A 12,526-nucleotide genomic window follows, 5' to 3' on the forward strand; every position below is an offset into this window, starting at 1 on the left:
ATTGGAGAGAAAACAATGAAAAAAAATAAAAGTTCTGATTTCTTACTCATTTTGTTAATTATTATTCTAGTTGGGGGTTTCATCTATTATAAAACTGATGGTCATTATCTAATGAATATCCGATCATTTAATGATCATTCCTCAATGAGTAGCAATTCAAACAATAATGATTCTTCGAATATCAGTTCCAACGAAGATCATTCTTCAATGAATATGGGTACAAATACCAGTCCTTCAATGAATGGAAATTCGAACTATATGTCTATGGATAAAAGTAATGGAATGAATATGGGATCTACAGATCCCAATGCAACACCCGTAACAAAGTTAGTGGCACAAAATTTGAACGCTCCAGTTAAAACCTTCAATATTACCGCTCAAGTAGCCAATTTAAATTTAGGTGGCGGAGCTATGGTCGAAGCATGGACATACGGCGGAAGTGCACCAGGTCCAGAGATTCGGGTCAAAGAGGGGGATAGGGTGGTAGTGAATTTGACAAACAAGCTGCCTGAGGGTGTGACCATCCATTGGCATGGTCTGAATATACCAGGGGCAGTGGATGGAGTTGCTGGTGTTACACAGGACGCTATTAAACCTGGGGAAACCTACACTTATAATTTTATAGCAGACCAGCCTGGAACGTATTGGTATCATTCTCATCAACAAAGTGAAGTACAAACGGGATTAGGACTTTTTGGAGCTGTTGTCGTAGAACCCAAAGAAGAAACCATCAAATACGATAAAGATTATACCGTGGTTCTCCATGAATGGAATATCAACGGACTCTCCAAAAAGAAAAATAAAGACAAATTCAATGATAAAGGCAGTTTCAACAGCGGTAATCTAAATAATGAACTAGTGGAAGCCATGACAGATGTGAAATACAACATGTTAACGACCAATGGGACTATTGATAGTAAACATTTCGATGCAAAACCAGGTGATCTTGTTCGTCTCCGCTTGGTCAACACAGGTAATACAACTCATTTATTAACCTTACTAGGTATTCCATTCCAAGTTGTGTCTCTTGATGGAAGGGATCTTGTTGGTGGCCAAACAACTAATCAAACGTTACTGCCAATTGGCGGAGGTAACCGTGTTGATATTAGCTTTAGAGTACCCGATAGCGGGAATGTTCAACTAGTAAACGCTGGACCGGATGCCAGTCAACCAAACAAGAAGGTATCCGTTAGTATTGGGAACCGGAACTCGACGGGTACAGCCACTTCAGATAATCCAAACAATTATAAACTGTTTGATTTTATGACATACGGTACCCCACAAAAGGGAGTATTTAATTCCGATTCTACCTTCACTCAAACAGTTGACATGGAATTGAGTTCAGGTAAAGTACCAGGCATGGATTGGGCATTTCTAATCAACGGTCAAGCCGCACCAAATATTCAGCCGCTTGTAATTAAAGAAGGCGACACCGTAAAGATAAAGTTTGTAAATGATAGTAATGTTATTCATCCTATGCACATTCATGGTCACACTCTCCAAGTCCTTACGCGCAATGGAAAGGCAGCAGAAGGAAGTCCGGTCTATTTAGATACACTGAATGTGTTACCGCATGAAACATATGAGGTTGCATTCGTGGCAGATAATCCCGGCATTTGGATGATCCATTGTCATAATTTAAAACACGCGGCAATGGGGATGAATATGATGGTTAATTACGAAGGCATATCCACTCCGTTTGTAGTTGGAGGAACATCTGGTAATCACCCTGATTAAGGTGCAAAACAATCAATTTTCATCAAAAAAAGGTGTTGGTCACGTTATGAAGAGAAATCCAATCACACGATATCGTATTGGCGTTTGGAAAGGAATTGCCCCGCTGTTGCTACTTTTGCTTATGCTGGCATCATGGGTATCCATTCCGACTCAGGCACATGCGCATGCCATCGCCGAATTGAAGGTACCGGAACCGAATACACAAATGAACGAAAGCCCCCCAAGGGTTGAAATACACTTTAATGAGCAGATTGAAATGGGTATGGGCGGGGTCCAGGTATTAGATTCCTTGTCCAAATCCGTCACTGAAGAGAAGAGTTCCACTTCGGTGGACCGCCGTATCATTTCACTTGCCTTACCCAAGCTTGACGAGGGGATCTACACCGTATCCTATTCGGTTGTATCAGCGGACGGACATCCAGTATCTGGGTCCTATATCTTTGTGGTAGGAAATCCACCTAATGCTAAAGATGCATCTGTTTTTGATCAGCACGAGCAAATAGATCATTCCAGTAATGGTACATCAACTGAGATCAGCGCCAACAAACTACTTTTATATACGAGCAGGGGGCTATACTACGCGTTTTTAATGATGAGTACCGGATTGATGTTTTGGTACGGATTATTGCGGAACAACACAGAAGCTCAGGAGAGACTTCTCTATAAATGGGGTTTATGGGTGGTTAGGGTATTTGTGATTGCTAGTATCTTCTACGTATTTATTCATGCTCGCGATTTGATGCAGGACCAGCCGAGCACGGAGTGGAGCAAGCTATTCACAACGACCGAGATTGGTATCTCCTGGCTGATATTAATTGTCCTTGTTTTTGTTGGTATCCTTGTATTAAAATCTGGAACTGCCGTCAAAATGATCTGGGCAACCGCGCTTCTGATATTGGAAGGCTTGAACGGGCATGCTGCCGTTTATGAGCCGAAATGGTACTCGCTGTTGTTGGACGTTGTGCATCTCGGGGGAGCAGCGATATGGGCAGGAGGACTATCGTTTCTACTGTTGTTATGGTTGAAGGATCGTAAAGAAGCCGGCCGCTTTGCCGTAGCGTTCTCACAAGCCGCATGGATCAGTATCATCTTGTTGACGCTGACTGGCACTTTGAGTGTTCTGTTGTTTCTCCCAAGTTTGTCGTATTTATTCTATACATCCTGGGGTGTTTTACTTCTTATTAAGACTTCGCTTGTACTGATGGTTATTGTGATCGGAGCTCTACTCAGGCTTAGAGTGCGTCGCGGCGATCTTCTGTCGGGAAATCTACTTAAACTTGATGGAAGCCTTATGGCGGCAATTTTAATTGTAGTGGGTATATTCACTTACATTAGCCCGCTTCCTGCCAATACACCATACTCCAAGCATGTGATTGAGGCGGACAAGCAAATTACCTTACGTATTACTCCGAACGTTCCGGGAGAAAACCAATTTATCGTCAAAGTCTGGCTACTGGAGAAAACCGGAGAACCAAAGCGGGTCAAACTGTTGCTCCACTCACTAGACAAGCCGAAACTGGGGGCGATTGAAATTCCCTTAAACAAATCTGAGGACAAAGACAATGATAACATTCCAGATTTTATTAAATCAACTTATCAGGCAACAGGTCAATTCATTCCATTTCCGGGTAAGTGGAAGGCTGAAATTCGAATTCTGACTCAAGAAGATAACGAAATGGTACACGAAGAAGCCTTCCGGAATTACTGAGCTGTAAAAAGAGGATGAGTCAGGAAATTAGAGTTTGCTTATTAAAACTATATGGATAGGATGTTGATTTTTATGAAAAAATGGTTGATTGCAGGATTTACCTATATGTTTTTGTTCCTGTTCGCAGGAATTGCTAGCGCCCATGTGACAGTTAAACCAATTGAGGTGAGCCAAGGATCATATGAGGTATTTACAGTTCGTGTACCCAGTGAGACGAGCGGGACAACGACCAAGCAAATTGAAATTAAAGTTCCAGACGGTGTCGAGGTGCTTCGAATTGAACCGAAATACGGCTGGACATATTCTCTAAATAAAGGTACAGGCGATAAAATTATTGGAATTGTATGGAAAGCTGAAGGTGAAGGACTGAAAGTAACTGAATTTACGGAGTTCCGTTTTCAGGGGAAAGTCGGTGTTGATGTAAAAGAACTGAACTGGAAAGCGTATCAAACCTATGCGGATGGTAGTAAGGTAGACTGGGTTGAAGCTTCTGACGGTCAATACCCTGCTTCTATAACGGTTGTTACGCCAGCGACCGGTACGGATCAAGGTCACGGGGGTAGCACTGTAGCACAGTCAGGTGCTGCTACAGGTCAGACAATTATCAGTGGAAACCAACAGCAATCGGCAGCTAACGGTTTTAATCGTGGAATGACTATTTTTGACCGTGGAATCGCTATAGCAGCATTTATACTCGGAGTCATTGCTATTGTTATTTCCTTTGTCTGCAAACCACGAAAAGGTTGAAGCGGCGGCGCCAATAATGAAGGATGCTGAAAACACGTCAACAAGAGTATAATAAAAACAAAATTGCGTCTTTTAGATCTGTCTCCTAATGTAATTAATTGGATGCTGGGAATCGATCGTGCAGATCAGCGGATTTCATGTTAGAAATTATTATTCATCTTTAGTAGATGCCAGCAATGGACCATTGCTCTTATCTCACCATGAAAGTGGAAAAACAGAGTGAAATATCAGAAAGAGACGGCAGCCTCAGGGCTGTCGTTTTTGGTGGTATATTATTCTCTTGAAGGATTAATATGGATGATGTAATATTTATATCTATATCTTCCTGAAAGGAGAGCTTTACCCCAAATGAATATACTTTTTAAAAGGGCACTTTGTATGTTTTTGGTTGTGTCCATGCTAGTTATTCCAGGTCTTACCCAAACTTCCTATGCTTCTGCAGAGGATGTTGTTGTTACCAAAGCTTTTATCCAAAGTGTAAAAACAAATCTTCCTGCTCTTTACAAAAAAGAGTACAAAGCTTTATCTAAAAATGAAGCTAAGAATCTAAACGCTTTAATGTCACTGGACCGCAAACAACTCTTGCATGCCCTTGCAGAAGTAGCAGGAGAGTCCCAAACGTCTCAAAAGATGGTCGTTGATTTCTTCTCACGTTACTTAATGAAGGATTATGTGTTATTTCTAAATGAGCTCGAGCCTCATCCTAATAGTCAAATAGCCAAGAGTGTTTCTGCGTACAAGATCCTGCTGGCTGTCACTACGCCCAAGCAACAAGCAGTCCTGGAGAAAGAATTGGCTGAGAATAAAAACTTCGGGGTTCGATGGATCATTTACAATCTTTTTGTCGATAAATACGGAGATTCAGCTGTAAATATATTTGTTAAGTTTATCCCTACAGAAAAGAATCAAGATATTCGAACCCAAATGATCGTGTTTGCATTTGAAGCCGGAGACCGGAATCCGGAACTGCTGCGCGTAATCGTACAACCTTATCTTGAAGTAGGGGGGAGTAACGCCAAGAATGTGTATCGTAATTCTATTGTCCTCATTAATCTCGATCAACATGAATACAGAGAAAAAATATGGGCTAAATACTTGATTTATAATCTCGACGATCCGGCTTCCGCCAAGTTATGGAAAGATTTAGGTTGGTCGGCAGCGGGACTTAGAGATATATTCAAGGACGATCCGGTTGTTATGAAGCGATTAGTAGAGATGGACCCTAAGATCCTGTACGAATATGATTATGTAGATGAATATGATATATACCAGGGTTAATTAGTGAGGTTAATAAAATAACATGCCCGATTAACTTAAAGGATAGCCGGCTCGTTGTGAAGCCAGCTATCCTTTTTACGTTATACTGACTTCTGGAAAATCGCAGCGCTAAAGATCCCTGCCGTTACATTATTCGTACTCGTATCCGAGTTGATATGCACGTTCCAGTAGGCCCTCAATATGCTGTGTAGATTCCGAAAGCGTATCAGTCAACAGCTCGACCCGGGATTCCTTCATTCTGGCATAGCCAGCGAGAATAACATTGAGATAGTGTGTCAGCGTTTCTTCACGCTTATATTTGGCCATGTGCTCCTGATCTCCGCCAGTCAGGCAGATCCACAGCACTTTCTTTTCTTCAACTTTCCCGAACAAGCCGAGGTTCCATACTTTATCCAAGTACCCCTTAAGCATCGAAGGTACACTATACTGCCATAATGGAAATACGAAGATAAGAGTGTCTGCAGCCAAAATTCGGTCCATTTCCTTGCGGACCTCGGGAGTGTGAGCTTTGTTCGGATTATACCAGTCTCGTTCGTCTTCCAATGTATACACAGGGTTAAATCCATCATGATGTAAATCGAGCAGATCTACCTCATGGTTATTTTTCTTCAAGCCTTCTACAAAACGCTGCATGACCTGATGTGTGAGAGAATCTTGACGAGGGTGAGTGACAGTAACTAGGGCTTTCATGAGTTAACGACCTTCCTTTGTGTCATATTTCCGGCTGCTTCTAGGTAAATCAGTAGTCCATAACCGGTTACAGATGCTATTATGGATGAAATACAACTTAACGTGAAGTATGCACTTTTAAGTGCAGTAGGTACTTCGAAGTCTATTAGTATATTTTTTATACTGTTAGTGAGATAGGAGTGTTGGTTACTTGAAGAAGTATAATAATGGTATGGATGTCGCACTGGAGATCGTCGGGGGGAAGTGGAAAAGCAGCATCTTATATCATTTGGACACCGGCAAGAAGCGAACCAATGAACTGAGAAGATTAATTCCCGCCATCACCCCTAAAATGCTAACACAGCAGCTTCGTGAGCTCGAAAAGGATGGCATTATCCATCGGATCGTACACTATGAGATTCCTCCCAAAGTGGAATATGAAATAAGCGAATATGGTTTTAGTCTAAAAACAGTGCTGGAGAGCTTTTGCTCATGGGGTGAGAGCCACATGGAGAAAACTTATGGTGACCGTTCAGTTTTCTTGGAGAAGTGACAGACGACCAAACACCTTCAAGAATGGACAGATAAATAAGTCTCAAGACTCAAGCTGGCGCCAATACTCATTGGTACCAGCTTGTTTTGGGTTTTCTTTAATTTTTTTCACATCAATCAAAATATCCTCTTATTCATCCACAATATGGTATAGTAACAAATAGTGACATAGGTCTATTAACCTATATCCTTCGAGTAAGAGTCAGCTATTAAATAGATTTGTGTATAGTAAGAAAAAGAACTGCGGGGGGAGCAAGGTGTTTTGTCATCAGTGTGGGGCCAAGAATGCCTCGGATCAGAAAATATGTGAAAATTGCGGGGCCAGATTATTAACGGAAGAAATGAGATTGGCTGTTTTGGAAATGGCGGCAGATACAGAGGTGCTTCGGCAGCCGAACACTTCAGCAGGAAAGCAAGAAGAGATTGCGTTGCAAGGGACGTCAACATCCACTCCTAGAAAAGGCAGCAGTCAGGTATTCCAGTGGGTCATTCCGTTATTGCTCGCAGGGGTCATTGGTACAGGACTTATGCTTTACTACAATCATGAATTGTCCGTGAATCAGGAGGTAATGGCTCTACAGCAGAACGCGAAGAAGGAGGCTTTGGCTGGACGTTATTCGGATGCGGTTCAACTGCTGGAGCAGGCTATTGAAAAAAGACCCAGCTACGCAGCCCTGACTCGGGACCGGGAACTGGCCGGTCAAGGCTGCTCAAATTAAGACTCGGTTGGATATTGTCCCTAATCAGTTAAAATCACAGAAACTAAATGAAGGCGAGAAATCGCTGCAAGATATTGCAAACATGATCGGCAAGCGGGAAGAACCGCTATTCGCTCCCCTTCAGAAGGGACTTGCAGAACAGCAAACGATGCTGAAAGTGCTTCGCATCAAGGGCGAATTGGATAAACTGAGTACAATTAGTGCATTGGCGGACAAGTTGGATAGTATTCGCAGTCTTAATGGCCAGGAAGCTGCAGCAGTCAAAGCACAGATTATAAACAAAATTACCGGGATTAGTTATTCATCCGCTGAGGCCAAGCTGCGAAAGAAAGACTTTGCCGGAGCGCTGGCAGAAGTGGATAATGGATTGTTTTATAATTCGGATAATGAGAAGCTGACGGCATATCGAAAGCAAATTACTGAAGCAAAACGGGAATTCGAGAAGGCTCAGGCGAAGCGAATACAACTTGCCGAGCAGAAAGCAGCGGAAGAAGATTTGAAGAACCGTACGGCAGCAGTCAATGTGTCAGATCTCCGAGTGATTCTTGATGATTACGGTGATCTCTCAATCACTGGGACGGTCACGAACACCGCCACTCGCCCAATCTATTCCATTAGCCTCAATCTGGAGATTTATAGCAGCGATTCGGGAAGCTATATTGGAAGTACATATGCTGACGTTTCACCGTATAAGCTGAATCCTGGAGAATCAGGATTGTTTTCAACCTCATACTATGGGGTGTATCAACAGGTACAGGTCTCGGCTGCCAATGCATCTTGGTATCTAGAATAGGAGTATCGAAGAACATGAGTAAAGGAATTTGGATAAGCACATTGACATGTCTGCTTCTTGTTGGTTTGGGAGGCGGGGGCGCCTACATGATTCACCGGATGGCCGAGAACCAATTGACTGGGCAACCGCTACTTGCAGTACAAGCCCCAGTGAAGACGACAACAGAGACTACCAAAACACAACCGGCAAAGACTCGGAAAGCCATCATTGATGACAGTCAGAAGCTGGTGGTCACTATCGAAAGTGGGACCGGACTCGGGTCAGGTTTTCTATATAACGATCAAGGCGACCTGTTGACGAATGCCCACGTCGTAGCTGGTTCGTCCCAAGTGACGATTCGAACACTGAATCATGAAGAATATAAAGGGAACGTCATTGGAATCGGCACGGACACGGATATTGCTGTGGTTCGTGTACAGGAGCTTAAGAAGCTCAATCCGCTCCCTTTGGCAGAGGGTTACAGGGCAGCAGTAGGGGACGAAATTCTTGCACTTGGCAGCCCGCTGGGACTGGAGAACACGGTGACAACGGGTATTATTAGCGGACTTGGTCGCAGTTTTGATATTGATCCTTATACATACAGCAATTTGTATCAAATCTCTGCACCCATTACTCACGGGAATAGCGGAGGACCACTGGTTAGCGCTGAAACGGGAGAGGTGCTGGGCATTAATTCGGCTTCCGTCACCGAGGAATCAGGATTCGGATTCAGTATACCGATCTCCAGCATTCTACAGCAGGCCAGAGAGTGGTCTAAGACCCCAATGAGCAAACTTCCAGATGTGGCTGGTACGGATGATTATGGTACGGATAACGATGGGGCCATAGTGGACGAGCGGGATATTGTCTCATTTTTCTATCAATGTCTGAACAATGGTGATTATGTTACAGCCTATTCTCTTTTGGGTAGTGAATGGCAGGGTGGAACAAGCTACGATAAGTTCCGGCAGGGATACCTGAATACCGGTTACATTACACTCGGACGCCCCTCCCTTGAAAAGCAAGCGGACAGTACTTTGGTCAAGGTTGACATTACTGCCGAAGAGCGGCGGAAGAGCGGTACCGTCTATCAAAATTACCGGGTGAGTTACACGGTGGGTTATGAAAACGGAGAGATGAAGATTCTTCACGGTAAGGGTAAGAAATTTTAGTAAGTTTAACTCATACTTTTATGAACAATCTTCATTAAACTCTTACTTTAGCAATTTGGACATGAAGGTTGAGGTAAGACCACCCAATAATCGAAGCTATCGTATGAGGCGTAGCCCCATCCTTTAAGGATGGGGCTTTTTATGTATATGGTGGGGTATTATTGAGTCTCGTAAACCCGTAGCGTCTCCTCTGCATTGAAGTCAAAATTTTCAGCAAACATTCAGTTGGCACTCATGGAGAATTAAGCCAAGAATCTTATGATACCTGTGTAATCCAAAAAAACAACACCACGGGAGGAACTTAGCATGAAGAAGAGATTTATTGTAGCAAGCGCATTGGCTCTGTCAGTAACGTTAGGTGGAGCCACATTTCTATCCGGAAATGTTCAAGCAGCCACAGTCGCCCAACCCACTAAGACCCAAAAGGTAGCTGCACAAGGTTCGGAATCCGGAAATGTAAAAGGAAAAGGCTTCGAATGGCGTGGCTTCCGTGGTAATCAGGGAAGACTGGATCAAGCAGCGATCGCTACACTTCTTGGAGCAACTGAATCGGATCTGAAGACAGCAGAGCGTGACGGGAAGTCACTGGCGGTGATTGCTGGAGAGAAAGGAGTAGCGGTGCAATCCGTTGTTGATCTTGTGACAAAAGAGCTGACAACGGCACTGGACAAGCAGTTGGCTGACGGGAAGATTACACAAGCCCAGTATGATACGAAAAAATCTGAAGTCTCCACAAAAGCATCGGAGCTTGTAAATCGCACGTTTACAGCCAAAGGTGATCATAAGAATCACGGAAAACTGGATCAGGCGGCAATCGCGACACTTCTAGGACTGTCAGAAACAGACTTGAAGACAGCTTTGCACGAGGGTAAATCGCTCGCAGCTATTGCCGGAGAGAAGGGTGTATCGGTGCAAGCAGTTGTCGACCTCCTCAGCAAGCAATTTACGATGGCCCTGGATAAACGCTTAGCTGACGGCAAGATTACACAAGCCCAGTATGATAAAGAAAAAGCTAATATAACTACAAAAGTTACAGAGATCGTGAACCGCACACATACGGATAAAGACGGACACGGCAAATTTAACCACAAGAGAGATTAGTACAGAGAGTAATTAATTTTTCATAGTAGTGCTACAAGGTCTTGTCCTTTGCTAAGGGCAGGACCTTGTTTTGTTATTCGCTTAACCAACGACTTCGATTTAAAGAACGTATGTTCCCATACCTGAAAAAGCTGACCTCTACTGCTGGGTTCATCGATTTATGTATCGTACATCGGCAATAGGTACAATCGTTGTGAAATCAAGAATAGGCTGCTCGTATTATGGCAATATAATAAAAACAGAAAGGAGAGATTCCCTTGAGAAGAACGATCGCGGATTCCATTGTGGAATCCCTTCTGAACGCCGGCGTGAAGCGGATTTACGGCATTATCGGCGATTCACTCAATGCATTGCTCGATGCGATTCGTCGTTCCGGAAAAATAGAATGGATCCACGTCCGCCACGAAGAGGTTGCAGCGTTCGCGGCTGGCGCGGATGCTACCCTCAGCGGAGCCATCGCCGTATGTGCGGGTAGCAGCGGACCAGGTAATTTGCATCTCATTAACGGATTGTACGATTGCCATAGAAACCGGGTGCCAGTACTTGCGATTGCCGCTCATATTCCGAGCAGTGAAATCGGTAGCGGATTTTTTCAAGAGACCCGTCCGGACATGTTGTTTCAAGAATGCAGCTTCTTTTGTGAGGTCGTAACCGGGCCGAAGCAAATCCCTCGAGCGGTGACGATGGCGATGCAAACCGCGACGGCAAGGTCGGGAGTATCTGTTTTAGTTCTCCCTGGTGATGTAGCCGCATTCGAATACGACGAAAGTTCGGTTCCGGAACGCGTCATCCATTCCACCCGGCCGATTGTCAGCCCTTCTACAGACGAATTGAAGACGCTTGCTGATTATTTAAATAAAGGCAAGAGGATTACCTTGCTATGCGGTGCCGGCTGCGCGGGAGCTCATGCTTCACTCATGAAGCTGTGCGAGAAGCTGCAATCCCCAATGGTCATAGCACTGCGAGGAAAAGAATATCTGGAATACGACAACCCGTATTCCGTCGGATTAACCGGCCTCATTGGATATTCTTCCGGCTACCACGCCATGATGGAATGCGATGTTTTACTCATGCTGGGTACCGATTTTCCATACCGGCAATTTTATCCGCAAGAAGCGACCATTCTTCAGGTTGACTTGGATTCCTCCCGACTAGGCCGGCGAACGCCGCTCGCATACGGGGTGTGTGGAGACGTGAAGACGACGGTCGAAACGCTGTTACCCCTGTTAAAGGAACCGCACTCCTCTAATCATCTGCAGCACTTTGTCGCACATTATGCCAAAGTCCGCGAGGAACTGGACAATCTTGCAAATCCCGGCCGAGCGCCTATTCATCCGCAATACCTCATGAAGGTAATCAGCGATCTCGCAGATGAGGATGCCGTTTTGACTTGCGATGTTGGGACGCCGACAGTGTGGGCTGCCCGATACTTGAGCATGAATGGAAAAAGAAGGCTTTTGGGCTCGTTTAGCCACGGGACAATGGCGAACGCCATGCCTCAGGCGATTGGGGCACAGGTTGCACAGCCGGGACGCCAGGTCGTATCGCTGTCAGGGGACGGGGGACTCACCATGCTGCTCGGAGATCTATTGACCCTTCGTCAGCATAAGCTCCCGATCAAGATCGTTGTCTTTAATAATGGTGCACTTGGATTCGTCGAGTTGGAAATGAAAGCAGCGGGCTTTTTAGAATTCGGAACGGAACTCGACAATCCAAACTTTGCGGTGCTGGCTAAAGCTATGGGAATCGAAGGAATCCGGGTCGAGGATCCGAATGACTTGGAAAGCGCCGTTCGCCGAGCGTTCGAACACAGCGGTCCGGTAGTGCTGGACGTCGTCGTCAATCGTCAGGAGCTGGCTATGCCGCCGAAGATCAACTTCGAGCAGGCACGCGGATTTACGATGTGGATGCTGAAAGCCGTTTTGAACGGGCAAGGCAACGAAATCATCGAACTGGCGAAAACCAATCTCCTCCGGTAATAAATAGTGCAACCCAGACGATGAGAATATACAGTTCACAAAAATCCGTCGTATGTAAAAAATGAATTTTTAAGCCGTTGATCTTATAAAAG

The 12,526-nt window shown here is 44.6% G+C and carries 11 protein-coding genes and 1 pseudogene; 11 read left to right on the forward strand and 1 reads right to left on the reverse strand.

Going from position 1 to position 12,526, the window contains the following annotated elements; all coding sequences use genetic code 11:
* Positions 1 to 15: 15 nt before the first annotated feature.
* The 4 genes from AC3Y23_RS10180 (at position 16) to AC3Y23_RS10195 (ending at position 5,470) form a co-directional block, all read left to right on the forward strand.
* Positions 16 to 1,737 carry a multicopper oxidase family protein gene (locus AC3Y23_RS10180; RefSeq protein WP_379198280.1) on the forward strand — a complete coding sequence of 574 codons (1,722 nt, stop codon included), beginning with the start codon at positions 16 to 18 and terminating at the stop codon, positions 1,735 to 1,737.
* Between the two features lie 46 nt (positions 1,738 to 1,783).
* Positions 1,784 to 3,445 (forward strand): copper resistance CopC/CopD family protein, encoded by a 1,662-nt coding sequence (locus tag AC3Y23_RS10185; RefSeq protein ID WP_379198282.1) that lies wholly within the window; start codon positions 1,784 to 1,786, stop codon positions 3,443 to 3,445.
* Between the two features lie 72 nt (positions 3,446 to 3,517).
* Positions 3,518 to 4,192, forward strand: coding sequence for a YcnI family copper-binding membrane protein (locus AC3Y23_RS10190; RefSeq protein WP_379198284.1), 675 nt, complete (start codon positions 3,518 to 3,520; stop codon positions 4,190 to 4,192).
* A gap of 396 nt (positions 4,193 to 4,588) precedes the next feature.
* Positions 4,589 to 5,470 (forward strand): hypothetical protein, encoded by an 882-nt coding sequence (locus AC3Y23_RS10195; RefSeq protein WP_379198286.1) that lies wholly within the window; start codon positions 4,589 to 4,591, stop codon positions 5,468 to 5,470.
* 129 nt (positions 5,471 to 5,599) lie between these two features.
* On the opposite strand, the gene AC3Y23_RS10200 is transcribed toward AC3Y23_RS10195, so the two are convergent.
* Positions 5,600 to 6,160 carry an NAD(P)H oxidoreductase gene (locus AC3Y23_RS10200; protein ID WP_379198288.1) on the reverse strand — a complete coding sequence of 187 codons (561 nt, stop codon included), beginning with the start codon at positions 6,158 to 6,160 and terminating at the stop codon, positions 5,600 to 5,602.
* 211 nt (positions 6,161 to 6,371) lie between these two features.
* On the opposite strand from AC3Y23_RS10200, the gene AC3Y23_RS10205 reads away from it, so the two are divergent.
* The 7 genes and pseudogenes from AC3Y23_RS10205 (at position 6,372) to poxB (ending at position 12,434) form a co-directional block, all read left to right on the forward strand.
* Positions 6,372 to 6,692 (forward strand): winged helix-turn-helix transcriptional regulator, encoded by a 321-nt coding sequence (locus AC3Y23_RS10205; RefSeq protein WP_379198604.1) that lies wholly within the window; start codon positions 6,372 to 6,374, stop codon positions 6,690 to 6,692.
* Positions 6,693 to 6,948: 256 nt separating this feature from the next.
* Positions 6,949 to 7,014, forward strand: a pseudogene (locus tag AC3Y23_RS10210) (zinc-ribbon domain-containing protein); the annotation flags it as partial.
* Positions 7,015 to 7,032: 18 nt separating this feature from the next.
* The gene (locus AC3Y23_RS10215; protein WP_379198616.1) at positions 7,033 to 7,410 is read left to right on the forward strand and encodes a hypothetical protein; all 378 of its coding nucleotides are present in this window, start codon (positions 7,033 to 7,035) and stop codon (positions 7,408 to 7,410) included.
* An 82-nt stretch (positions 7,411 to 7,492) separates the two neighbouring features.
* Complete coding sequence (locus AC3Y23_RS10220) at positions 7,493 to 8,203, forward strand: FxLYD domain-containing protein (RefSeq protein WP_379198290.1); 711 nt, start codon at positions 7,493 to 7,495, stop codon at positions 8,201 to 8,203.
* Between the two features lie 14 nt (positions 8,204 to 8,217).
* Positions 8,218 to 9,354 (forward strand): S1C family serine protease, encoded by a 1,137-nt coding sequence (locus AC3Y23_RS10225; protein WP_379198292.1) that lies wholly within the window; start codon positions 8,218 to 8,220, stop codon positions 9,352 to 9,354.
* A 306-nt stretch (positions 9,355 to 9,660) separates the two neighbouring features.
* The gene (locus AC3Y23_RS10230; RefSeq protein ID WP_379198294.1) at positions 9,661 to 10,455 is read left to right on the forward strand and encodes a hypothetical protein; all 795 of its coding nucleotides are present in this window, start codon (positions 9,661 to 9,663) and stop codon (positions 10,453 to 10,455) included.
* A 257-nt stretch (positions 10,456 to 10,712) separates the two neighbouring features.
* On the forward strand, positions 10,713 to 12,434 hold the full coding sequence (poxB, locus tag AC3Y23_RS10235; RefSeq protein WP_379198296.1) for a ubiquinone-dependent pyruvate dehydrogenase: 1,722 nt from the start codon (positions 10,713 to 10,715) through the stop codon (positions 12,432 to 12,434).
* The last annotated feature ends 92 nt before the right edge of the window (positions 12,435 to 12,526 follow it).

The sequence above is a fragment of the Paenibacillus sp. MAHUQ-45 genome, from assembly GCF_058133325.1.